Below are 23245 nucleotides of genomic sequence, written 5' to 3'. Positions count from 1 at the left end.
CCGGTCACTGGCGAGCGCGCGGGAACACCTCCAGCGAGCGCCGGTAGAGCGCGACCGCGGCGAGCTGGGAGTCCACGCCCAGCTTGCGGCGCAGAGACTTCACCTGGCTGCGGACCGTCGCCTCGGCCACCCCGGACGCATCGGCGATCCGGCGCACCGAGAGTCCGTCGTAGAGGGCGCCGAGGACCTCGTACTCGCGGTGGGTGAGCAGCTCCATCCGCCGGACCAGGTCGCGCTGCTCGTCGGCGACGCTCTCCCACTCGCGCAGCGCGCGCTCCCGCAGGACGCCGGGCGTGGGCGAGCCGCCCGCGAGCGTCTCGCGGATCGCGTGGGCCAGGCCGGCGGTGGTCGTGGTCGTCGGCAGCACGCCGGCCGCGCCGGCGCCGAGGACCGTGCCCCAGCGCGGGCCGAACTCGCTGTCGGTCAGCACCAGCCAGCGGATCGGGCCGCGGCCGACGAGCAGCTCGACGTCGTGCAGCAGGTCGGGGGTGCGCAGGTCGCACAGGATCACGCCGACCGACGCGCCGCTGCGGGCCAGGCCCTGCCGGAACGACAGTCGGCCGCCGCGCTCGGGCCAGTCGAACAGCACCGGCGCCAGCCCCCGTCCGCGCAGCGCCGCCGCGATCGCCTGGCCGACGAGACGACGCTCGGCGACCAGGGCGATGCGCCGCACCGGCTCCTCAACGGACATCGAGGACGACACGGTCGATCGTTCCGTGGAACTGGTCGGCGGAGCCCTTGGCGATGCGATCGCCGCGGTCGGCGACCTTGGCTCCGATGGACAGGGGGACGTGGCCGAAGGAGATCGCGCCGGGATCGCCCGCCACGGTCCACTCCTGCGGCTTCCTGGTCCCGTCGAGGTCCTCGAGTCGCAGCTGCGCCGAGGCCGCGGTCCGGGTGCAGGTCAGCCGGTACCACCGGTCGGGCGTCACCGGCTGGTCGGCCTGGACCAGGACCTCGCCGAGCGTCCCGGCGAGCCGGCACGACGCGATGCCGTGGTCGAGCTGGATCTTGAGCTGGGCGGGCTCGCCGTACCGGCCGCGCTGCACGAGGTTGTCGCCGTCGTCCTCCGGCCGCCCGGCCGTCGCGGGATCCGCGCGGAAGTCCACGCCCACCACGAAGTCCGCGGTCCCGGGATCCAGCGGGTCGGCGCCCGAGGAGTCGGTGCGCACCACGAGCGCGGCGGCCGGGACCGTGCCCTCGGCGGCGTACGCCGGGGTCCGGACGGCGGATCCGCCCTCGCGCCCCGGCGTCCAGGTGAGCCGGCCCCCGCCTTGGGTGACGACGGTGATGTCGACCGTCGCGGTGCCGTCGTTGACCGCGCCCGGGACCAGGTCGCCCGGGACGACCACGTGGTCGAACCCGAGGCCGAGGTCGACCTTGTCCAGGCCGGAGGAGGGGCGAGCGGCGGGCGGCGGAACGGCGCCGTCGCTCACCGCGCACCCGCCCGCGACGCCGATCGCGAGCAGGACCCCGACCAGGGGCGAGGCTCGCACGACTCAACCGCCCCGTCGGACAGCGGGACCCACGAACACCGCACCCGTTCCCCACCGGATCCCGTCGACCTTCGGGCCGCCGACGACGGCGACCTCACCGGTCGGCTTCCCCGACTGCGCGGTCCGGAGCCAGCCGGTCCGGTGCAGTCGTCCGTTCGCGGTGACCCAGTAGAGGTGCCTCCCGGCCACGAACATCCCGCGCACCCGGCGCGGGGCGAAGCCGCCGACGCGGCGCGAGGCCACCAGCCGGTCCGCGCCGACGATGCCGCTCTCGGGGTTGAAGTAGCGGTAGTAGAGCGCCCGGGAGCCGGCGAGCGTGAAGTAGATCCGGCCGTGGTCGTAGAACAGGCCGGTCACGGCCGCGAGCTCGGCCCGCCAGGCCAGCAGCGGGACCAGCCCGTCGGCGCCGGCCACCGGATCGGCCGGCCCGTAGGCCGCCCCGTCGAAGGTGCGGCGGGTGAAGGACCCGTCCCGGCCGGCGGCGTAGAGCCGGCCGTCGAGCAGGAAGGCCCCCGCGACCGCGGCCCACTCCGGGCCGCCGCCCGCCACCGTCGCGGCCGGGCCCGCACGGGTCCCACGATGGGTACGGCGAGTCAGCTCGCCGCCCTGCACCCGGTAGACCGTGGCGAGGCGGCGGGGCGCCGCCAGGCCCGGGTACGCCGACCCGCCGGCCGGCAGCAGCGCGATCCGGGGCCGGATCTGCCCACCGATCCGCTCGGTGTCGGAGCCGACCCACAGTCCGGCGCCGGTCGCGAGCAGGTCGCCCACGCCGACGCCCTTGCTGCGGCCGGGATTCCAGCTGAACGGCAGCCCGTTGACCGGGCTCAGCGCGGCGATGCCCTCCCGGGCGACGGCGCCCGGACCGGCCGAGTTGTCGCCGTACGGGTTGTTGAACCAGCGCTGGTGGCCGCCGACGTACACCGCCGACGCGGTCACCTCGACCGCCTGGACCGTGTCTCCCCCCGTCGACGCGATCCAGGACGGTCGGGCCGCGCGGTCCGTGCCGCGGGTCTCGAAGCGAGCGACGGAGTCGCAGGGGGAGCCCGGTCCGCCGGGGCCCCCGGACGTCGCGACGACGAAGTACGAGCCGTCGGGCGCGAAGTCCACGTCGCGGACGTAGCTGTAGTAGATCTCCTTGCAGGTCGCGGCGTAGAACCGGGTGCGGAAGGTCGTCACCCGGGCACCGCGCCGCAGGTCGAGCACGGCGAGCTGCGGGCGGCGCTCGCCCTGCACCGAGCGGAAGTTCCCGACGAGGGCCAGGTAGCGGCCGTTCGGGCTGACGTCGATCCCGGCCAGCGACGTGCGGCCGAGTCCTCGGCGGGCCCGGCCGCTGATCCGCACGAGCGGCTCAGCCTTCGCGGCCCCGGTGCGCGGCGCGAGGGCCGCCAGCGCCCGCTGCTTGCGCCCGCCGATCCGCGAGAACGCCCCCGCGACCCACAACCGGCCCTTGCGCAGCCGGAGGTCGCGGACCGGTCCGTCGACCCGGCCGGCGTCGAAGGCCGGCACGACCGCGCCTCCCGCGAGCGCGACCTGCGCGAGCCCCGCGCGCGGCAGGCCGCCGATCGAGGAGAACTCGCCGCCGACGTACACGGTCCCGGGCCGGCCGACGGCGACGGCGTTGACGGTGCCGTTCGGATCGGGATGGAAGCCCGGGTCGATCCGGCCGGTGGCGGCGTCGAACGCGAGCAGGCCGTGCCGGGCCAGCTCGACGTCGCCGCCGTCGTCACGGGCCCGGGTGAAGCTGCCGCCGAGGACGATGGTGCCGCCGACCTGGACGACGGCGAACACCTCGCCGTCGAGCACCTGCGGCGTGCCGGCGACCGGCTCCTGGCCGACCAGGGTGCCCCCGTTCTCCGGGCCGGCGGAGGCGGACGCGACCAGCATCGACGACAGGACCAGGGCCACGCAGCAGAGCACGACAGCAGCAGTGCGTCTCATGGCGCGCCTCCCGTCAACACCTGCCCGTTCCCGGGGTTCAGGCGACAGTAGGACGGTCCAACACACCCCTGGCCGGGTGCGCCGTTAGTCCCCCAAAATTGGTGAGCCGCCGCGCGCGGGCGCCGGGTTCGCTTGGTCCATGACGTCCACCACGTCACCGGGTGACCGGCCCGGACGTGGCCCGACCGACCTCGCCGTGCGCTGCTTCGTCGTCGGGATCGCCGGCCTGCCCGTGTGGTGGCTGCTGGGGCTGGCCTCGATCGTCCCGATCGCCCTGGCGATCCCCCTCGGCTGGGACCTGCGCTCGCGGCGCAGGGTGCTGCTGCCCCCGCATGCCGGCTGGTGGCTGCTGTTCCTGGTCTGGGTGGTCCTCGGCGTCGGCACGCTGTGGGCCGCCGCGCCGGGCGCCGTCGACGACGGCGGTGCCGGGCGGCTGCTGGTGTTCGGCTACCGGCTGGCCTGGTACCTGTCCTGCACCGTGCTCCTGGTGTGGATCGGGAACACGCCGGCCGACCGGCTCCCCGACCGGGTCGTGCATCGGATCCTGGCGTGGGTGTTCGTGGTCGCCGTCGCCGGCGGGCTCCTCGGCCTGCTGCTCCCGGACCTGACGATCACCACCCTGGCCGAGCGGGTGCTGCCCGGCGGGCTGCGGAGCAACGGCTTCGTGAGCACCCTGGTGTCCGCCGAGAGCGCCGACGTGCAGAAGGTGCTCGGGTACGCCGAGCCCCGCCCCAAGGCGCCCTTCCCGTTCACCAACACCTGGGGCAGCGCGATCTCGCTGACCCTGGTCTTCTTCGTCGCGACGGTCGTCGCGAACCGGTCCCGGCTGCGCTGGCTCGCCGGGCCGGTGCTCGCGGCCGCGGCGGTGCCGATCGTGCTCAGCCTCAACCGGGGGCTCTGGCTGGCGCTGGGGGTCGGCGCGGTCGGGCTGCTGGTGCTGCTGGCGCTGCGGCGCAACCACACGGCGCTCGGGGTCCTTGTCGCCGTCGTGGTCGTCGGCGGGATCATCGTGCCGTCGACCCCGCTGGGCGAGACGGTCACCTCGCGCCTGCAGCACCCGCACAGCAACGAGCGACGCTCCCAGCTCCTGGTGGCCACCGTGGACTCGATGAGCCGCGGCTCACCCGTGGTCGGCTTCGGCAGCACCCGCGACGTCGAGGGCACCTTCACCTCGATCGCCGGCGGCGCGACGCCCAGCTGCCCCGCGTGCGGCGTACCTCCGCTCGGGACCCAGGGCCAGCTCTGGCTCGTGCTGTTCTCGCAGGGCTGGATCGGGACGCTGTTCTTCCTGACCTTCTTCGTCCTCGCGCTGCGCCGGACCTGGCGCTGTCGCACCGTGAACCAGACCGTGGCGACCTTCGTCGTCGGGATCTTCCTGCTCCAGCTGACGGTGTACGACACCCTCGGGCTGCCGATGATGATCGTGATGACCGCCGTCGCGCTCGCGTGGCGCGAGGAGCGGTCGGGCACGACGCTGCGCCTGCCCGCCCGTCGCACGCTGGTCGCCACGGCGGCGCTCGGGGTCCTCGGTGCGGCGCTCGGCGCCGGCGCGACCCGTGGCGAGGAGCGGCACGTCGCGAGCACGGTGACGGTCGCGCTCACGCCGTCGCCGACCTACCTCGACGTCGGCGACGTCGCCCGGGAGGCGGACACCGGCATCCTGGTCCGGCCGCCCGACCCCGCGACGATCGACACCGAGGCCGCGCTGCTGCGCTCCGAGCGGGCGATGGAGCGTGCCGGCGAGCAGGTCGGCGTGGCGCCCGCCGTGCTGCGCTCCGAGATCCAGGTCGCCGCCCCGCCGCTCTCGACCGTCCTGGACGTCACGGTGACGACCGCGCGCGGACAGGACCCGGAGGCGGCGGCGCTCGCGGTGGCCCGGGAGTACCTCGCCGAGCGGGGGCGCTTCCTCGAGACCCGGCGCACCGATCTCATCGCCCGCCTCGACGAGCGACTCGCCGCGGTCGATCCCGGCGACCCCGCGTGGGACGCGACCCGGGCCTACCTCCGCGCCGCCATCGACCACCTGACCACGCACCGCCCCGAGGTCGGCAACGTGATCCGGGTCGGCCCGGCCCGGTCGGTCGGCGTGGAGCACGGCGTCCCGGTCACCAGCGGTACGGCGATCGGCGGCCTGGTCGCGCTCGCGCTCTTCCGCACCGGCCCGCACCGGCTGGGCCCGCACCGGCTGCGTCGGCTCCGGCGGCGCCGCGACGAACGGAGACGACCATGAGCCCACGCCCCCGCGACATCTGGACGCGTCTGGTGATCGACCCGCTGGCCGACCCGCTGGCCCGGGTCCTCGCGCCGCACCCGCGGGTGACCCCCAACCGGGTCACGGTCGTCTCCGGCGTGCTCGGCGTCGCCGCCGCGGCGTGCCTGGCGACCGGTCGGCTCCGGATCGGCGGCGCCCTCTTCCTGCTCCGCTTCTTCGCCGACTGCCTCGACGGCAAGATCGCCCGGCTGCAGTCCTCGAGCTCCGAGCGGGGCGCCCTGCTCGACGTCGCGACCGACGTGGTGTGCGTGAGCTCGGCGTACGCGGCCCTCGGTCTGTGGGCCGTGCGCACCGACCGGGTCGATCCCGCCGTCGTCGTGGCCCTGCTGGCCGCCGTGTCCGGCTACGGCTGGGCGCTGGCCCACCGCAAGCACCTCGCCGAGCGGGCCGGTCGCGGCGAGGGCGGGTCGGACCTGATCGGGCGCACCGACCTGCCGCTGCTGGACCCGTGGCTGCGCGTGTGCCGGCGGCTCACGATGAGCCCCGTGCCGTGGGCGGTCGAGGCCGAGACGCTGGTGCTCGGCCTGCTGCCCCTGTTCGGGCCCCGGCCCGCGGTGGCCGGGCTGGTCGTGGCGCTCGCCTTCTATCTGGTGGCGACCGGTGTCAACCTGCGCCGGAGCTGGCGCCTGGCGGCCGCGCTGGACGTCGTACCCGGCCCCGTCGAAGGGAGCCGGCCATGAGCCGTCACGTGAGGCTCCCGGACGTCGACGTCGTGATCGCGACGCACGACCGGCCGGTCCTGGTGCGCGAGGCGATCGCCGCCGTGCTCGGCCAGGAGTACGCCGGAGCGATCCGCTGCATCGTCGTCTTCGACCGCTCCGAGCCCGACGCCGACCTGGTTCGCGCCGACGACGGTGACGGCCGGGTCGTCGAGGTCATCACGAACCATCGCAGCCCGGGCCTCGCCGGCGCCCGCAACAGCGGAGTGCTCCACGGGCACGGCGACATCGTCGCCTTCTGCGACGACGACGACATGTGGCTGCCCGGCAAGCTGGACCGCCAGGTCCGGGCACTGCTCACGGGCGGCGCGCCGACCTGCGTCACGGGGATCGAGGTCGACTACGCCGGGACCACGACCACCCGGGTCCCCACCGCGGCCGCCCTCGAGCTGCGCAACCTCGTGCGCCGCCGCGTCATGGAGGCGCACCCCTCCTCGGTCGTCGTGCGCCGCCGCGAGCTGCTGACCACGATCGGGCTCGTCGACGAGGAGATCCCCGGCAGCTACGGCGAGGACTTCGACTGGATGATCCGGGCCGCCGGCGCCGGCGGCTTCCACGTCGTCCCCGAGCCGCTCGTCCGGGTCCGCTGGGGCGGCTCGCAGTTCTCCCGCCAGTGGGCGACCATCGTCGCCGCCATCGACTACGGCCTCGCCAAGCACCCCGTGTTCCGCGAGGACCGCCGCGCCCATGCCCGGCTCCTGGGCCGCAAGGCCTTCGCCCTCGCCGCCCTCGGCGACCGCTCGGCGCTGCGCTGCGCCGCGCGCACGGTCCGTACCTCCCCCCGTGAGCCCCGCGCCTACCTGGCCACGCTCGTCGCACTGCGCGTCGTGCGGGCCGAGCGGCTGCTCGACCTGGCGCACCGGCGCGGGCACGGGATTTGAGCAGCTGCGTCGTCGTCTCGGTCGTTCCCCCATTTGGGGGACGAGATTGGCCCCGACTCCTCGTACCGGTTCCAATCGAGCCGATCGAGAAAGAGACGACGAGGCCGTGTGCGATGCTCCCCCACGGCCAGATGCGGGGAGGTGGCGTGTTGAAGTACGCCAACAGACGATGGACCTGGCTGGTCGCCGTGGCGGCGATGCTGATGATCGGAGCGGTCGCGGCCGTTCCTCCGGCACAGTCGAAGAGCGCGGCCGGCGCGGCCGCTCCGACGGGAGACTTCGAGAGGCACCTGGCCGGCTTCACGGCGGTCAAGGGCAGTCGGGTCAAGCTCTCGCACAGCGGCGCGGGGCGCAACCGCAGCCGGGCGCTGGTGGTGCGGGCGACCAAGAGCGGCCCGGCCGCGACGGTCAGCAGGCAGCGCTTCGTCGGGACCCACAAGGCCGGCCGTGTCTACGCCGTCCGGGCGTGGGTGCGGACCCCGCAGGCGCAGCAGGTGACGCTGCGGGTACATGAGGTCGCCGGGGGCGAGAAGGTCCAGACCGAGGCCGTCCGCGTGACGACCAAGGCCGGCGCCTGGACCCGGCTGAAGGTCCGGGTCACCACGAGGAAGCGCGACTCCGCGCTGAAGCTGCGGATCCAGGCTCCGGGCCAGACCCCGAGCGACAAGGTGCTCGTCGACGACGTGGCCGTCAAGCCCAAGGGGGAGGGTGCCGCCGCCGGGGACAAGGCCGGCATGCTGACCAACGGCTGCAGCCACACCGAGCGCGGCATCCCGTCGTGCGGGACCTACGTGGGCGCCGCCCACGGCTCCAACACGGACCCGGCGGAGCTGGAGAGGCAGGCCGGCAGCCACCTCGGTGTCCGCCGCACCTACTACACCGCCACCGGCGTGGCCTCCGCGGTCCGTACCGCCCAGGCCGACCTCGCGGCCGGCCGGCTGCCGTGGATCAGCTTCAAGCTGCCCTACTCGTGGACCGAGATGGCCGACGGCAAGGGCGACGCCTGGGCCAGCGACCTCGCCCAGCGCCTCGCCGCGCTGGACGGCCCGGTGTGGGTCGCCTTCCACCATGAGCCGGAGGGCGACGGCGACATCCAGGAGTGGCGCCGGATGCAGGAGCACCTCGCTCCGCTGGTCCGCAACGCCGCGCCCAACGTGGCCTACACCGTCGTGGTGACCGGCTGGAACCAGTTCTACGGCGACGCGGCGTACAGCCTGGCGAACATCTGGCCGCGCGGCGTCAAGATCGACGTCGCCGGGTTCGACATCTACCAGCAGTACGGCGTGGAGAAGAACGGCAGCACCACGACGAAGTGGACCGACTTCGAGCAGTACTACCGGACCATCTCGACCTGGGCCCGCACGGTCGACGTCGACTGGGCGCTCGGCGAGACCGGCGTGACCGACACCGCCGCCGAGGCGCGTCCCACGGAGATCCAGAACGCCGTGCAGCTGATGGAGAACTACGGCGGCATCGCCTACAGCTACTTCGACAGCGCGCTCAACAGCGTCGCGCCGTGGACGCTCGACACCGCGACCAAGCGCACCGCCTTCGCGAAGGCCCTCGCCGGGGCGGCCGCCCTGAAGTAGTCCGCGGCCCCCGGTCCCTGGGGCACCTGACCCTACACGTCGGTCAGGTGCTCCAGGGCCACCAGCGTCTGCATCGCCCGCTCGCTGATGTGCTCGCCGCCGGGGACGTCGACGAGCCGGAGGTAGCGGGTCAGGATCGCGACCAGGTAGAGCAGGCTCTGCACGTGCGGCTCCCCGCCCAGGCTCCGGTCCTCGTACGACGCGAGGCTGAGCGCGCGCAGCACCCCCTCGGCCGACGCCGGGGCTCCCGAGTTGAGCGCGTTGACGACGTAGTGCAGGGCGTCGAGGCCGCGCGGCACGCCGGTCTCGAACCGCTCCCAGTCCCACAGCAGCACCCGGTCGCCGTCGGGCGCCATGTTCCACGGCGTCCAGTCGCCGTGCCACGCGCCCCAGTGCAGGTCGCGATGGCCGGCGATGACGGCGACCCGCTCCAGCGCCCGGCCGAAGCGGCCCCGCGACACCGGGTCGGCGAGCACGCCGGTCAGCTGCCACTGGCGCTGCCACCAGGCGGAGTCGGCCAGCGGCGCGTCGGGGCCGGCGGACGTCTCGGCCAGCTCGTCCATCGCGACCCTCGGCGGGGTCCAGGTGCGCCGGTGCCGGTGCCACGGCGAGGGCTGCAGTGGGCCGATGACCAGCACCGGCCGGCCCTGCCAGGAGGTCCGCGCGAGGAGCGGCGGCGGGACGACGTGGCGGTACTGCTGCGCGGTGACGGCCGCGAGCGCCCGACCCTCGGCGGTCACGTCGGCGCAGGTGTTGTCCGACCAGCCGACCTTCACGAACGCCCGGCACCGGCCGCGCTCGTCGAACACCTGGAGCACCGGCTTCCGGTTCACCCGGGCGGTGCCGATGCTGATGCTGAAGCTCACCGGCGTGCCGAGGACGCCCGAGAGGTGCTCGGCGAGGCCGTCGGCTCCGCCGCGCACCTCGACCCGGTGCCGCAGCAGCCGCGGCACCGCCCGCACCGCCGCGCCGGCCGCCACACGGGCGGTGGTGTCCCACCAGGTGGAGGCGGTGCTGATCCGGCGCAGCGAGGCGCCCGCGGCGACCGACGACTCGACCGGGACCAGCACCGTCGGGCTGCTGCCGCGGCTGATCACGGCGTACCGGGCTCGCACCGGGCGCCCGTCGCGGGCCGTGCCCTCCGGGACCAGGTCGGAGCCGGGCCACAGCACCGCGGCAGTGTCGAGGAGGTCGGTGCTCATCGAGACTCCCCGGGCTCGGTGCGCACGCAGGCGAACAGGTGACGGCCGTAGTTGTCGGCGTACGGCCCGACCGCGTCCCGGTCGGGACCGAGGTCCAGGACCTGGTCGAAGGTGGTGTGCTCGAGCAGGAACGCCCGGATCCGGTCGGGGTTCCAGCCGCGCAGCGACGAGCGGAACCAGCGCTCGTTCTCCTGCCCGGTGTCGAGGAACAGGACCCGGCCGGTCGCCCGGTCGAGCAGCCGGACCAGCTCGACCTCGTCGCAGCTGCCACGGCCGAGCACGAAGTGGTGCAGCAGGCTGAAGCAGGACACCACGTCCCAGGTCTCGTGGGTGCCGCGCAGCAGCTCGACGGCGTCGCCGATCCGGATCCGGGCCGGGTCGACGCCATAGGCGATCCGGCCGAGCGTCGCGCCCAGCGGGTCGCGCTCCAGACCCTCCGCCTCGAAGCCCAGGGCGCCCATCTGCGCGACGAACCAGCCGTAGCAGCTCGCCACGTCGAGGTAGCTGCCCGCCAGCGTGGGACCGATGAGCCGGCGCAGGAAGGCGTCCATCGCCTCCAGCCGGTCGACGCAACAGCGCACCGTCGGCCACTGCGCCGCGAGCTCCGGCGCCTCGACCGGCTGGTAGAGCTGGCGACCGCCCTCGAGCCACGACATCTTGACCAGCAGGTCCTGCAGCGGTGTGGTCACCGATCCTCGGCGGACCCGGACCGGAAGCGTCGTCTCCCCTGCCGCCGCGGCCTGGGCGATCCGGTGGTGGCCGTCGATGACCTGGTAGCAGTCCGAGTGGGCGACGGGTACGACGAGCACCGGCTGGCCGGGCGGGGAGTGCATGTCGCCGAGCGGCGTCGTACCGTCGCCGTCGAGGCCGCCGGCCAGGAACTCCCGCGCCTGGGCCAGGACCCCCGCGGCGTCGGTGGCGCCGAAGTAGCGGCCCGTATGCCGGATGCAGGCACGTGCCATCCGCGCGTACGGCGTGGCCATCAGCTCGGCGTCGGACAGCCCGCCGTCGCGTCCGGCGAGGGCGAGCAGTCCGGCGTGCGGTCCGTCGGCGACTCGGCGCGAGGGCCACATCGGGTCGGCCATCGCCGTGGCGAACTGCGCCGCGGTCATGCTGTTCTGGCCGCCCAGCAGCAGCTTCGCCACCGGCACCTCGCGCAGCCCGTGGTGCCATCGGGCGACCCGCGCGAGCCGGTGCCGGCCGGACGCGGTGAGGTGCCGGGGGCGGGGTCGGTGGAGAAGGTCGGTCATGACGTGGCTTCCTCTCGCCAGCTGGGCGCCCTGCCGAGGTAGGCGGCGAGGGCGGCGTCGGGTCCGTCGAAGTGGCGGCGCAGCTCGGCCGCCAGGTCAGGGGGAAGGGGCGTGCCGGGGCGCTCGTTCCAGCGGCCGACCTCGTCCGGTCGATGCACGGGCAGGCCGAGCCGGCGCTGGAGGTCGACGTAGACCTCGACCGGGTCGGCGAAGAGCGCGTCGGCGTCGACGACATGCACGCGGTCTCGGCCGAGGGCGGCGGCGTACCGGTCGATCTGCACGGCGTACTCGCCCCGCTGCAGGTAGGCGTGATGGCGGTGGGCGAAGCTGGTCGCGCCGGGATCCGTCGCCAGCAGCGCGGCCTGGCCGGCGGTCCGCTCGGCCTCGCGGGCGACCGCCTCCGAGAAGGTGAGCCGGTCGAAGCCGCGCGCGGACTCGTGGCGGTGCGCGGAGTAGGCCCGGGTGACGGGGTCGCGGACCAGCGCGACCACCTGGCAGTGCGGCAGGTCGCGGGCCAGACGCTCGGCGGCGAGCGGGTGGAAGAGGTAGTAGCCGCTGCACTCGAAGGCGATCCGGCCGCGGGTGGTCCAGCGCAGCGGGAAGTGCGCGCGGTACCAGCGCCGGCCGTGCCGGTAGCGGTCGTCGAAGTAGCCGGTGCCCTTGTCGACCGTCGGCCGGCACAGGCCGGGGTGCTCGCTGAGGAGGCGGAACAGGGTGGTGGTCCCGGCCCGCTGGGCGCCGACGACGACGATGCCGGGCTCCTGGCGCAGGTCGGCGCTCAGCCATCCCCAGCCGAGCAGGACCGCCCGGACCGCCCGCCGTACGGACGGCGGGAGCACGGGCCGCAGCCGGCTCGCCAGGGCGCGGGCCCCGCGCATCATGCCGCCACCGCCAGGGTCTGCGACCGGCGCAGCCCGGAGGCGAACACGTCGACGTCGAGGCGCACGCGCAGCCGCCACACGACGGCGGCGTAGCCGCCGCCCGCGACCAGGCAGGCGACCAGCCAGCCCAGCGGCGAGAAGCCGAGCAGCCCGACCGCGGCGACGGGGACGCCGACACAGCCGATCGGCAGCGCGGCCGCGAGGAGCAGCTGGCCCAGCGGTGGTGCCAGCCCGATGTCGGCGCGCAGCTGCACCACGGCGAGCACACAGCGCACCACCACCGCGACCACCCACGCCACGGCCGCGCCCGCGATGCCCATCCGCGGGATCAGCACCAGGCACAGGCCGACGTCGAGGCCCAGCGCGACGAGGGTGTTGGCCAGGCTGCGGCCGCTGCGGCCGGTCATGAGCAGCAGCGTGTCGACCGGTCCGGAGGCGACCGCGACGAGCATCCCGCCGGCCATCACGAGGGCGACGGTCATCGCCTCCCCTGTGACGTACGACGACCCGAACCACCCGAGGTAGGCCGCCGGCGCCGCCGCGACCCCGAGGTAGACCGGCCAGGCGAGCAGGATGCTCCAGCCGGTCGTGACGCCGAAGACCCGGTTGACGAGCGCGGGCGCCTCGTCCGGCGGACCCGCCAGGATCATCGTGAACCGGGGCTGGACGACCGTCGAGACGGCCTGGTTGGCGAGCTGGCCGAAGACCACGAACCGGGTCGCCACCGTGTAGACGGCGGCGTGCCCGGGCGAGAGCAGCCAGGCGACGAGCACGATGTCCAGGCGCTGCACCGCCACCTGGGCGATCCGGGCGACGGCCCGGGGCCAGGTGAACGACCAGAACTCCCGGGCGCCGACGTCTCCCCGGTCGCCGGCTCCCCGCGCGGCCGCCGTTACCGCCAGCAGCGCCCGCCCGGCGAGCACCGCGCTGGCGACGTACGCCGCTGCCCACGCGGCGGCCAGCCACGCGCCGGGGAGCCCGAGGAGCAGGACGACGGCGACGAGCAGGACCTGCAGGCCGGGCCGCACGATCCGGTCGACCACGACCGTGGAGCGGAACATGGCGTGCGCCCGCACCGCCGCCAGGCACAGGTCGGCGGTCGCGGCCAGGGGCAGCACCCAGACGAGCGGCCGGGTGTCGGGCGCCCAGGCCGCGAGGGCGAGCGCGACCAGCCCCGCGGTGAGCACGACCGGGATGCCGGCGACCCGCACGAGGTGCCGGACGACATCGGGCCGGTCGTCGCGCAGCACGAACCGGGCGAGGCCGGTGTCGGTGCCGAGGCCGGCCGTCGCGAGAGCCACCAAGAACACGGCCGTGGCCGCGAAGAACCGGCCGGCGGTGTCGGCCGGCACGCTCCGGGTCACGACCAGCACCAGACCGAACCCGGCGAGCGTGCTGAGCACGGCGCCGGCCAGGGTGGCGGCGCTGGCGCGCGCCACCGCCCGCAGGTGGCGGCGCTCGCCGTCGGTCCCGGACGGATGCGTCACGAGTCCACCTCGACGACCCCGGCGACCTGGGTGCCGACCCGGTCCGCCTCGACCAGCACGGCCGCGATCTCGGACTGGGTCGTGGTGCGCGGCCAGACCTCCACCACCACCGCGGTCGACGCGGCCAGCACCGCTCTGCCGATCGGCGTGCTGAGCCCGGGCGAGCGGACCAGCACGAGGTCCGCGCGCTTGGCCAGCTCGGCGAGGCTGCGCCTCATCTCGGCAGCGGCGGCGAGGTCGGCGAAGTCCTTGCGGTTGCCCACCTCGGCGACCGGCTGGAGACGGCTGTGGAAGTGCCCGTCGGCGACGAGGACGTCGTCGACCACCGCCTCCTGCAGCACCAGCTCCGACATCGCGGCCACCGCGGCCGGAAGGGCGAGATCCACGGTCACGACCTCGTACCGCGCCCGGGCCAGGGACTCGGCGAGCGCCCCGAAGGCCAGCGGGTACTCCCGCCCCGGCAGCGCGACGGTGACGACCGGAGGCCGGTCCGAGCCGACAGCGAGCACCACGGACCGCACCTGGGCGATCACGTCGCTGTCGGCCCGGACCGGGGCCGTGAGGACGCCGAGCGGAACCGGTCCGTCATCGAGATCGGCCAGGCCGCGCACGAGTTCGGGAGCCTTCTGTCCGGCGCGGGCCACGCCCACGAACAGCACGACGAGCACGCCGAGGAGCGCGGCGACGATGCCGGACCGGACCGGGTCGGCCCACGGGCCCGCACCGACGAGCTGGCCCGGCGTGACCAGCTGACCGGGGTCCAGCCCCACGGCCTGCGCCGCGGCCAGCTGGGCGCGCAGCGAGCTGATCTGGACGACCACCTCCTGGACCTGCTGCTCGAGGAGCTGTCGCTCCGGGGCGGTGGGCGCCAGCTTGTCGAGCCGCGCCACCGTGGCGTCCCGCTCGTCCTCGCGCAGGCCGATCAGCTCCTCCAGCTTCGAGGTCCGCTCGTAGACGGCCGACTCGGTGCGGGAGCGGCGGAACTCCAGGTACACGTCCGCGAAGGCCGACGCCCGGGCGACCGCGGTCGCGTCGTCCGGCCCGCGGGCGGTGATGTCGAGCAGCTGGGTGTTCGGAGGGACCGCGACCCTGACCGCGGGAAGCAGGTCGCTCGGCTCGCCCTTCTCGCCGAGCTGGTCGAGGACGGCCCGGGCCACCGCGTCCGAGCGCAGCACCTGGGCCTCCGTCTCGAGGTTCACGAGGTCGTCGCCCCGCCCGCCCGGGCTGTACGCGTTGCCCTCCAGCGGGTGCAGCATGATCACGGCGGTCGCGACGTGCTCGCCCTGCTTGTGGCGCGACCACAGCACGGCGGCTCCCGCGGCGAGCACGGCCACCAGGAGCGCGACCAGTGCCAGTCGCACTGTCACGAAGCGGCGCTGTCCCATCGCACCTCCCACTCACGTCATCCCCACGACGACCCGCCCACTATGGGCGCGTCGGCGGGCTCCGGGAGGGCCGGTGAGCGGATACCCCCAAAATGTGGGATGGGCTCGCGACCGGCCCCGCGGGCTCACCGGGAAGTGCCGAATCCTGCCCAATATCGGTCATGCCGCGGCGCACCGCGGTTGACACGATCACACCGCCCTCAGGACCGAGGGTCATGCGAGTGCGGGGACGGGTGAGGCAGATGCGCAACACGACCACCAGTCGGCGTCAACCGGTCCCCAGCCGACGATGGCGGCGCATCGCCCGGGCGGTCGTCCCCATCATCACCGCCTTCGTGGTCGTCCCCGCACTCGCGCCACTCTCACCGCCCGCCGACGCAGCGCCGGGCGCGGTCTCCTTCGTCGCCGCCGCCAGCACCGCCGGCAACCGGACCGCGCACACCGTGCGGATCCCGGCCGAGGTGCGGGCCGGTGACGTCCTGCTGCTCTCGCTCATCACCAACACGACGGCGAGCACCATCGCCGACCCGGCCGGCTGGACAGCGCTCGCCGGTCGCGACGGCGACGGCATCCGCGGGCGGCTGTGGAGCCGCGCCGCGACCGCCGCCGACGTGAATGCCAATGTCACCGTGACCACGAGCGCGGCCGCGAAGTCGGTCGTGACCGTGGGCGCCTACCGCAGCACCGGGGCCACGCCCACCGTGACCGCGCTCGCCGGGGGCTCGGACACGTCCGGCACCACGCACGTCGCGCCCACGGTCCCGGTCGGGTCCTCCGGCTCGTGGCTGGTGAGCATGTGGTCGGAGAAGTCCTCGACCGACACCGCCTGGACCCTGCCGGCCGGCGTCACCCAGCGCGGTACGGCGGCCGCCACCGGATCCGGCAAGATCAGCGCCGTCTGGGGCGACTCCGCCGGCGCCGTACCGACGGGCACGGCCGCCGCGCAGAGCGCCACGACGAGCACCCCCGCCTCCCGTACCGCCACGTTCTCGGTGGTGATCGCCCCCGGCGACCTGACCGACGGCCCGCCCGAGGCCGCGTTCACCGCGAGCTGCAACGGTCTGGTCTGCTCGTTCGACGCGTCGGGCTCGAGCGACCCCGACGGCGACCCGCTGTCCTACACCTGGGCCTTCGGCGACGGCCAGAGCGGCACCGGGGCCGCGCCCGAGCACACCTACCCCTCCGCGGGACCGCGCACGGTGACCCTCACCGTCTCCGACGGCAGCCACCAGGCCACCGCGACCCGCCAGGTGAGCCCGGACGTCGCGGTGACGGCCGGCCAGGTCAGCTACGTCGGCTCCGCCAGCACGGCGGGCAACCGGCCCGGGCATTCGGTGACCATCCCCGGCTCGGTGGAGCCGGGTGACCGGCTCGTCCTCTTCCTCGTCACGAACTCCACCTCGGCCGACGTCAGCACCCTCGACGGCTGGACCCAGCTCCAGACCCGCGACGGCAACGGCATCCGCGGGCGCGCCTGGACCCGCAGCGCGACCGCCGTGGATGCCGGTCGCACCGTCACGGTGACGACGGGCACCACCTATGTGAAGTCCGTGATGACGGTCGCTGCGTACCGCAGCACCGGACCGGCTGTGGTCGGGGCGTCCGCTCTGGGGGGTGCGAACGCCCCGGCCACCAGCCACACCACGCCCGCCGTCACCGCGGCCCGCGCGAACTCGTGGCTGGTCAACCTGTGGAGCGAGAAGTCCTCCACCGACACCGTGTGGACGCTGCCGGCCGGCATGTCCACCCGCACCCAGGCCTCCGGGCCCGGCACCGGCAAGATCAGCGGCGTCCTCGGCGACTCGAACGGCCCGGTGCCGGTCGGCCCGCTCGCCGGCCGCACCGCCACCACGAGCACCTCCGTGTCGCGCGACATGCTCTTCTCGATCGTGCTCGACCCCGGTGTCGACGCGACCGGGACGAACGTGCCGCCCGTCGCGGAGTTCTCGACGGGCTGCGCGGGCCTGACCTGCGAGTTCGACGCCGCCCACTCCTTCGACACGGACAAGGACACGCTCACCTACGCCTGGCAGTTCGGCGACGGCCAGAGCGCGACCGGCGTCAACCCGTCCCACACCTACGCGACGCCGGGCACCCGCACGGTGACGTTGACCGTCGACGACGGCCACGGCCACACCGACCGGGCCACGAGCACCGCCACCGCCGTCGCGCCGACCCCGCCGCCGGGCCACACGGCACTCGTCCCGGACACCCCGCGCACCAACCAGCCCACGATCACCAACGGTGAGATCTGGGACATCGAGGTCGTCGGCAACCGGGTCTACGTGGCGGGCACGTTCACCTCGATCCGCCAGCCCAACAACGGCGCGGTCATCAACCAGGCCGGCCTGGCGGCCTACAACTGGAGCACCGGGCAGGTCGACACCGGCTTCCGCCCGACCTTCACCAACGGCGGCGTGACGGCGGTCGAGGCCTCGCCCGACGGCACCAAGCTCTACATCGGCGGCAACTTCGGGACGGTCAACGGGCTGAGCCGCAAGGCGATCGCCCGGATCAACCCGACCACGGGGGCACCGATCGAGGGCTTCACCGCCAACGCCAACGGCAAGGTCAACGAGCTCGCCGTCACCAACACCACGGTGTACGCCGGCGGCCGGTTCACGACCGTCAACAACATCCCGCGCGGTGCTCTCGCCGCCCTCGACGGCGTGAGCGGGGCGGTGCGCGACGACTTCGTCAACAACATCACCGGCGGCATCGGCACCAACGGCGAGCTCGCCGTCCAGCGGCTCAAGCTCACCCGTGACGAGGGTCGGCTGCTCGTCGTCCACACCGGCCGCCAGGTCAACGGGCAGAACCGGTACGGCGTCGCGATCATCAACACCCGCACCAACCGGCTGACGCCGTGGAAGACGAGCCTGTGGGAGGACAACCTGCAGTTCGTGGGCGGCATCCAGCGCGCCTACGGCGGCGACATCTCACCCGACGACTCCTACTTCGTCGTGACCAGCGGCTCCGGCGGAGACCGTCCTCCGATCAACGACACCGTGATCCGCTTCGACCTGAACGACGACAGCAACGCGCAGCCGGTGTGGATCACGCGCCAGTTCGACTCGACGTACTCGGTCGCCATCACCGAGGCGGGCATCTACGTCGGCGGGCACTTCCAGTGGTCGGAGTCGGCGACGGCCCCCGTGCCGTGGCCCGGGCTCGACGACGTCGGGTACGGCACCGGGCAGGGCCTGTCCGGCTACTCCCTCGGCGACGCGGTCGTGAAGCGCTTCCACCTCGCCGCGCTCGACCCGGCCGACGGCCACGCGCTCGAGTGGTTCCCGACCTCGAACTCCTACGAGGGCGACAAGCACATCGAGGCGACGCCGCGCGGCCTGTTCGTCGGCGGTGACGGCAACACCAAGGGCAGCTACAACGTCGGCCGGATCGCGTTCTTCGACTTCACCAACGTGCCCGCCCAGAACGGCACCCAGACCGTGATCACCGCCCCGATCGAGGGCCGGATCGAGCCGACCGGCGAGCCCTACGAGATCACCGGCACGGCGAGCGCCGCCTCCGGGATCCAGCGGGTCGAGCTGGAGATCATGGACCGCAACACGAACCGCTACCTCAACGACGACCTCACCACCTGGGGCAGCACCACGAGCAACACGTTCAACGCGACGCTCGACCCGGGCACGGGCAGCTCCCGCACCTGGCGGCTGCCGGTGACGATGAGCACCAACCGCGAGCTGATCGTCCGCGCCCGCGCCGTGGCGGGCAACGGGACGGCCGACAACACGAAGGCGACCAAGAAGTTCGAGACCTTCGGGACCAGCGACCGCCCGCCGACCACGAGCATCACGGGCCCGGCGAGCCCGGTCAACGCGCTGACCTTCACGATCAGCGGGACCGCGAGCGACGACTTCGGCGTCAACGGGGTCAGCCTGACGCTGCGCGACAGCCAGAACCGCTATCTGCAGGACGACGGCACGGTCTCGGGCACCTACCGCACCTTCCGGGTCGAGCCCGACGTCGTGGGCGCGACCAGCACGACCTGGTCCTACGAGATCACGGTGCCCTACGAGGACGAGTGGTGGGCCCAGGCCCGAGCCACCGACACCGCCGGGCAGTCGTCCCTCGACACGGCCGACCGGCGCTGGATCGTGACGGAGAACGGCCAGCCGCCGACGGTCTCGATCACCCAGCCGGCGATCATGGTGCCGCCCACGGCAGCCCAGACGGTGACCGTCACCCCGGGCAGCCCGCTCACCTTCGCGGGATCGGCGAACGACGACCAGGCACTGGCCGCGGTGACGATCACGCTCCGCAACAACTCGACCGGCGAACGGCTGGCCGCCGACGGCTCGTGGGGGACCGACGTGATCGCCGGCTCGTACCGGATCTCGCCGGTCAACCTCAACCAGGCCAGCTACAACTGGACCTACACGACGCCGTTCAACCTCAGTCCCGGCAGCTACAGCTTCACGGTGAGCGCCTCGGACCGGATCGGGTTGAGCACCTCCTCGGCCAACCAGGGCCGGCTGACCCTCAACGCCGCGATCCCCGGCGACAGCCCACCTGACACCCGGCTCACCCGGACCGGCACCATCAACGGGCAGCAGGTGCTGCTGCTCAACCTGACCGGCACCGCGACCGACGACAAGGGGGTGGCCCGCGTCGGCGTCACGATCCGCGACGCCGACACCAGCCGCTACCTCCAGCCCAACGGGACCATGTCCGCGACGCCCACGATGCTCACCGCCACGCTCGCCGGCCCCGGAGCGACCAGCACGAGCTGGACGCTCAACGTCGCGCTGCCGACCCAGGGCGACTGGAACGTGACGGCGTACGCCTTCGACACCGCGGGCCAACAGGATCCGTCCACGTCCGGGGCGACGGCGCGCTACCCGATCTACCCGGGCGACCAGCCGCCGGTGATGAACGAGGCGCTGCTGAGCCCGACCGAGGGCACCGTGTTCCCCGACGGGAAGATCTTCGTCAGCGGGCGGGCCGAGGACGACCAGGCGATGCAGGCGGTCGAGGTCGCGATCGTCAACGCCGCCGGGCAGTACATGAGCTCGACAGGCACCTTCACCAGCACCGCCGCGAGCTGGCGGACCGCCTTCCTCAACAGCCCCGGGACTCCCGGCTCCAACTTCTCCTACACGACCCCGGTCATCCCGGCGGGCAGCTACACCGTCCGGGTGCGCGCGGTCGACCAGCACAACTTCGTCGGGGCGATCTACGAGCGGCACGCGACGGTCACCCAGCCGCCCAACAACCCACCGGTCGCGAGCTTCACCGCGACCTGCACGGCGAACGCGTGCAGCTTCGACGCCCGCGGCTCCACCGACGAGAACGCCACCACGCTGACGTACACCTGGAACTTCGGCAACGGCAGCGGCACCGGACCGGTGCCGACCCGCACCTACGCGGCGCCCGGCACCTACACCGTCACGCTCACCGCGCGCGACGAGTGGGGTGCCACCGGCACCGCGAGCCGGACCGTCACGATCACGGCCCCGCCGGGCAACCGGGCGCCGGTCGCGGTGATCAACCCGCCCGCCTGCGCCGGACGCTCCTGCAACTTCTCGGCCGTCGGCTCCACGGACCCGGACGCCGGTGACACGATCACCTATCGCTGGGTGTGGGGAGACAACACCGCGAGCTCGACGTCGTCCGCGCCGTCGCACACCTTCCCGGCCGCCGGCACCTACACCGTGACCCTGACCGTCACCGACGGCTGGGGGGCGGCGACCACGACCACCCGCGTCGTCACCGTGACGACACCGTGAGGATGGTGAGGCCACACCAACGAAACCGCCGATCGGTCAAAAATTGGGTACGTTGACCGCTTCCTCGACCTGAAGCCGGGGTGCCGCGCACAATAGCGGGATGACGCGTCCACAACCGGGCCGTCAGTCCCGTCGCCCCCCGCGGGCGGACTCTCGGACGGTCACTCGACGGTCATCGCTCGCCCCGCAGAGCACTGACCGCGCGCCCCTGTGGTGGGCCCTGCTCCTCGCGTGTCTCATGCTCCACCCGTACGGCGTCCTGCTTCTCGAGGACCCGTCCCCCCGCTCCGAGGCGGCCGCCGGACACCTGTGCATGGTGCTGGCCGACCTGGTCCTGATCGCCAGCGCCCTGGTGCTCTCCTTCGACGTGAGCATCGGGCACAGCCTGGCCCGGGCCCGGATGGCGACGGCGGCCACGCTGGTCGCCGTCCAGGACCTGCCCCTCGTCATCATGTCACTCGGCGACGCGGCGCACGGCGGTCACAGCTACCGGCTCACCGCCGGCCACCTGGTGACGGTGGTCGTGCTGTACGCCGTCTTCTCGGTCGGCACCCGCGACCAGCACCCGCCGCGGTTCAACCCGATGCTCGGCGGACTGCTGCTGGGACTCGGCGTACTGGCGATCCGCCTGGGCCTGATCCTCACCGACCCCACGCCGTTCCTCTCGGTCCACCGGTGGCCGGGTCTGCTGGTCCTCGCGGCGATCTGCGGCGTGACCGGGCTGGTCGCCCTGCGCCTGCTGCGCTCCGCCCTACCCCGCTGGGCGGCGCGGCGGATCGCCTGCGGCGTCTTCGTGATCTTCGCCGCCCGGGTCTGGGCGACGCTCACGGAGGCGACCTCGCCGCCGCCGGTCGTGATGGCCGGCGTGGTCCTGTGCAGCGCTCTCCTCGCGACGACCGTGATCGGCCTGCTGCTCTCCTCGCTGCGCGAGCACAGCTCGCTCGAGGCCAGCCTGGTCCTGCGTGCCGCCGAGGCCGAGGCCACCGTGCAGCACGATCGCGAGGTGGTCCACGAGATGCGCGCCGCGACCGCGGGGATCGTCGCGGGCGTCCACCTGCTCACCAGCGACCAGGTACCGCCCGGCCCGCGGCGCCTGGCCCTCAAGCACATGGTCGACGCCGAGGCCGCCCGCCTCGGCCGCACCTGCACCGACGACGGTCCCGACCAGCTCGCCGAGCTGGCGGTCGACGACGTCGTCGAGCCCCTCGTCATCGCCCAGGAGGCGCTCGGTCACCGCGTCCACTGGAACCCGGACGGGCACCATGTCCACGCCCGTCACGACGCCCTCTCGGAGGTCCTCAACGTGTTGCTCACCAACGCCCATCGCCATGCCCACGGGCACGCCACCACCGTCGTCTCACGGGCGGCCGGGGGCTGCGTCGAGATCCGTGTGTCCGACCAGGGGCCGGGCGTCGATCCCGGCCTGGAGGACCGGCTCTTCCAATGGGGAGCCCGCGGGGCGGACTCGCCCGGTCAGGGCATCGGCCTCCAGCGCGCCCACCGGTTGATGCTCGAGCTCGGCGGCTCCCTGCACCACGACCGCGCCGCCTCCGCCCTCGGCGGCGGGGCGACCTTCGTGGTCACCCTCCCCCGCGCCCGCGCCGACGTCGAGGCTGAGACGGCCCGGGTCCCCCGCGCCCCCGCCCCATCCGCGCCGCCCGTGCCGACCGCCGCGGCCGCGAGCTGACCCCGATGGCCACCGGACGCCCCCGCCCCATGCGGATCACGATCATCGACGACCACGCGCTGTTCGCCGAGTCGGTCTCACTCACCCTCGAGGCCGAGGGCTACGTCGTACGCCGCATCGACCTCACCGACGAGCACACCACCCTCGCCACCGTGCTCGCCACGGCCCTGCGCAGCTCACCCCGGGTCATCCTGCTCGACCTCGACCTGGGCCGGGTCGGCGACGGCATGCGGCTGATCACCCCGCTCGCCACCGCCGGCATCGCCGTGGTCGTCGTCACCGGCAGCGGCGAGAGCGCGCGCCGCGGCGAGTGCCTGCGCCGGGGCGCCAAGGCGGTCCTCGTGAAGACCTGCCCCCTGCACGAGGTGGTCGCCACCGTGCGCCGCGCCCGCGACGGCCTGCCTCTCATGAACGCCCAGGAGCGCGGCTCCCTGATCGAGCTGGCCCTCCACGACCGCGACGAGGTCCGCGACATCCGGACCCGCCTCGACCGGCTCACCCGCCGCGAGATGGAGGTGCTCGGCGCCCTGATGCGCGGCGCGCCCGTGCGCGAGATCGCCCGCACCAGCGTGGTCTCCGAGGCCACCGTCCGCACCCAGGTGAAGTCGATCCTGGCCAAGCTGGAGATGAGCTCCCAGCTCGCCGCCGTCGGCGCGGCGTACAAGGTCGGCTGGCACCCGCCGCAGGCGTGAGGCAGGGCCTGTGGAG

15 protein-coding genes are annotated in these 23245 nt (G+C 74.0%); 7 read left to right on the top strand and 8 right to left on the bottom strand.

Translation table 11 applies throughout. The annotated features are described in order from the left end of the window. Positions 1-4 precede the first annotated feature (4 nt). The 3 genes from ACUP6Y_RS03390 to ACUP6Y_RS03380 are packed head-to-tail and all read right to left on the bottom strand — an operon-like array spanning position 5 to position 3434. Positions 5-703: a response regulator transcription factor gene (locus ACUP6Y_RS03390; RefSeq protein ID WP_462554209.1), complete on the bottom strand. Its 699-nt coding sequence runs from the start codon at positions 701-703 to the stop codon at positions 5-7. Next, positions 681-1496 carry a hypothetical protein gene (locus tag ACUP6Y_RS03385; RefSeq protein ID WP_462554208.1) on the bottom strand — a complete coding sequence of 272 codons (816 nt, stop codon included), beginning with the start codon at positions 1494-1496 and terminating at the stop codon, positions 681-683. The genes ACUP6Y_RS03390 and ACUP6Y_RS03385 overlap by 23 nt, the downstream gene beginning before the upstream one ends. A gap of 3 nt (positions 1497-1499) precedes the next feature. Continuing rightward, the gene (locus ACUP6Y_RS03380) at positions 1500-3434 is read right to left on the bottom strand and encodes a hypothetical protein (RefSeq protein WP_462554207.1); all 1935 of its coding nucleotides are present in this window, start codon (positions 3432-3434) and stop codon (positions 1500-1502) included. Positions 3435-3573: 139 nt separating this feature from the next. On the opposite strand from ACUP6Y_RS03380, the gene ACUP6Y_RS03375 reads away from it, so the two are divergent. The 4 genes from ACUP6Y_RS03375 to ACUP6Y_RS03360 all read left to right on the top strand — a co-directional run bounded on the left by ACUP6Y_RS03375 (position 3574) and on the right by ACUP6Y_RS03360 (position 8895). Then, a complete protein-coding gene (locus ACUP6Y_RS03375) occupies positions 3574-5664 on the top strand; it encodes a hypothetical protein (protein WP_462554206.1) in 2091 nt (696 codons plus the stop codon). After that, complete coding sequence (locus ACUP6Y_RS03370) at positions 5661-6386, top strand: CDP-alcohol phosphatidyltransferase family protein (protein ID WP_462554205.1); 726 nt, start codon at positions 5661-5663, stop codon at positions 6384-6386. The genes ACUP6Y_RS03375 and ACUP6Y_RS03370 overlap by 4 nt, the downstream gene beginning before the upstream one ends. Continuing rightward, positions 6383-7306 carry a glycosyltransferase family 2 protein gene (locus tag ACUP6Y_RS03365; RefSeq protein ID WP_462554204.1) on the top strand — a complete coding sequence of 308 codons (924 nt, stop codon included), beginning with the start codon at positions 6383-6385 and terminating at the stop codon, positions 7304-7306. The genes ACUP6Y_RS03370 and ACUP6Y_RS03365 overlap by 4 nt, the downstream gene beginning before the upstream one ends. A gap of 146 nt (positions 7307-7452) precedes the next feature. After that, the gene (locus ACUP6Y_RS03360) at positions 7453-8895 is read left to right on the top strand and encodes a carbohydrate binding domain-containing protein (RefSeq protein WP_462554203.1); all 1443 of its coding nucleotides are present in this window, start codon (positions 7453-7455) and stop codon (positions 8893-8895) included. Positions 8896-8927: 32 nt separating this feature from the next. Here ACUP6Y_RS03360 and ACUP6Y_RS03355 read toward each other — a convergent pair whose 3' ends face one another. Genes ACUP6Y_RS03355 through ACUP6Y_RS03335 form a run of 5 tightly spaced genes read right to left on the bottom strand, consistent with a single transcriptional unit; the run spans position 8928 to position 15082 of the window. Beyond that, positions 8928-10097 carry a hypothetical protein gene (locus tag ACUP6Y_RS03355; RefSeq protein WP_462554202.1) on the bottom strand — a complete coding sequence of 390 codons (1170 nt, stop codon included), beginning with the start codon at positions 10095-10097 and terminating at the stop codon, positions 8928-8930. Beyond that, a complete protein-coding gene (locus ACUP6Y_RS03350; RefSeq protein WP_462554201.1) occupies positions 10094-11347 on the bottom strand; it encodes a hypothetical protein in 1254 nt (417 codons plus the stop codon). The genes ACUP6Y_RS03355 and ACUP6Y_RS03350 overlap by 4 nt, the downstream gene beginning before the upstream one ends. Further along, entirely contained in the window at positions 11344-12228 is an 885-nt protein-coding gene (locus ACUP6Y_RS03345) for a sulfotransferase family protein (protein ID WP_462554200.1), read from the bottom strand. Before ACUP6Y_RS03345 ends, ACUP6Y_RS03350 begins: the two co-directional genes overlap by 4 nt. Then, on the bottom strand, positions 12225-13715 hold the full coding sequence (locus ACUP6Y_RS03340; RefSeq protein WP_462554199.1) for a lipopolysaccharide biosynthesis protein: 1491 nt from the start codon (positions 13713-13715) through the stop codon (positions 12225-12227). Before ACUP6Y_RS03340 ends, ACUP6Y_RS03345 begins: the two co-directional genes overlap by 4 nt. Further along, a complete protein-coding gene (locus ACUP6Y_RS03335) occupies positions 13712-15082 on the bottom strand; it encodes a hypothetical protein (RefSeq protein ID WP_462554197.1) in 1371 nt (456 codons plus the stop codon). Before ACUP6Y_RS03335 ends, ACUP6Y_RS03340 begins: the two co-directional genes overlap by 4 nt. Before the next feature lie 260 nt (positions 15083-15342). On the opposite strand from ACUP6Y_RS03335, the gene ACUP6Y_RS03330 reads away from it, so the two are divergent. The 3 genes from ACUP6Y_RS03330 to ACUP6Y_RS03320 all read left to right on the top strand — a co-directional run bounded on the left by ACUP6Y_RS03330 (position 15343) and on the right by ACUP6Y_RS03320 (position 23229). Further along, on the top strand, positions 15343-20850 hold the full coding sequence (locus ACUP6Y_RS03330; RefSeq protein WP_462554196.1) for a PKD domain-containing protein: 5508 nt from the start codon (positions 15343-15345) through the stop codon (positions 20848-20850). A gap of 238 nt (positions 20851-21088) precedes the next feature. After that, a complete protein-coding gene (locus tag ACUP6Y_RS03325; protein ID WP_462554195.1) occupies positions 21089-22537 on the top strand; it encodes a sensor histidine kinase in 1449 nt (482 codons plus the stop codon). 5 nt (positions 22538-22542) lie between these two features. After that, complete coding sequence (locus ACUP6Y_RS03320; protein WP_462554194.1) at positions 22543-23229, top strand: response regulator transcription factor; 687 nt, start codon at positions 22543-22545, stop codon at positions 23227-23229. Positions 23230-23245 lie beyond the last annotated feature (16 nt).

This window comes from Nocardioides sp. S5-5 (assembly GCF_054954065.1).
This window is presented reverse-complemented; position numbering and strand designations above follow the sequence as displayed.

Bases quoted from the DNA above. Each gene is read 5' to 3' on its own strand.
- ACUP6Y_RS03380 (WP_462554207.1), bottom strand. From the start codon at position 3,434: ATGAGACGCACTGCTGCTGTCGTGCTCTGCTGCGTGGCCCTGGTCCTG.
- ACUP6Y_RS03375 (WP_462554206.1), top strand. From the start codon at position 3,574: ATGACGTCCACCACGTCACCGGGTGACCGGCCCGGACGTGGCCCGACC.
- ACUP6Y_RS03370 (WP_462554205.1), top strand. From the start codon at position 5,661: ATGAGCCCACGCCCCCGCGACATCTGGACGCGTCTGGTGATCGACCCG.
- ACUP6Y_RS03365 (WP_462554204.1), top strand. From the start codon at position 6,383: ATGAGCCGTCACGTGAGGCTCCCGGACGTCGACGTCGTGATCGCGACG.
- ACUP6Y_RS03355 (WP_462554202.1), bottom strand. From the start codon at position 10,097: ATGAGCACCGACCTCCTCGACACTGCCGCGGTGCTGTGGCCCGGCTCC.
- ACUP6Y_RS03350 (WP_462554201.1), bottom strand. From the start codon at position 11,347: ATGACCGACCTTCTCCACCGACCCCGCCCCCGGCACCTCACCGCGTCC.
- ACUP6Y_RS03345 (WP_462554200.1), bottom strand. From the start codon at position 12,228: ATGATGCGCGGGGCCCGCGCCCTGGCGAGCCGGCTGCGGCCCGTGCTC.
- ACUP6Y_RS03330 (WP_462554196.1), top strand. From the start codon at position 15,343: ATGCGCAACACGACCACCAGTCGGCGTCAACCGGTCCCCAGCCGACGA.
- ACUP6Y_RS03325 (WP_462554195.1), top strand. From the start codon at position 21,089: ATGCTCCACCCGTACGGCGTCCTGCTTCTCGAGGACCCGTCCCCCCGC.
- ACUP6Y_RS03320 (WP_462554194.1), top strand. From the start codon at position 22,543: ATGGCCACCGGACGCCCCCGCCCCATGCGGATCACGATCATCGACGAC.